The following is a 213-nucleotide window of genomic DNA, read 5'->3' as shown; positions in this document are numbered from 1 at the left end:
CTTAAACCGCTGCTTGCCGTGGCGAAAAAATCCCGCAGATATGGGTGGCTTAAAGAATATGATTCAATTGCATTGCAGCAGGCGGTGATTAACCTTGACGTGGCTTTCTCCAACTTTTTTAATCCGAAACTAAAAGCCCGTTTCCCACGTTTAAAAGTAAGCATGGCAGACAATCTAGCTATCATTGTGTCGGGATCAAAGTCATTGATGGCG

Annotated in this window: 1 pseudogene; it reads left to right on the top strand. The window is 44.1% G+C overall.

Annotated elements, in window-relative coordinates:
• Positions 1-213 (top strand): annotated as a pseudogene (locus BHE89_RS04075) (RNA-guided endonuclease TnpB family protein); the annotation flags it as partial.

Source organism: Shigella sp. FC1967, assembly GCF_001743005.1.
Lineage (GTDB): Bacteria > Pseudomonadota > Gammaproteobacteria > Enterobacterales > Enterobacteriaceae > Proteus.
The sequence above is the reverse complement of the archived record's forward strand: the minus strand, read 5'-3'. Positions and strand labels throughout refer to the sequence as shown.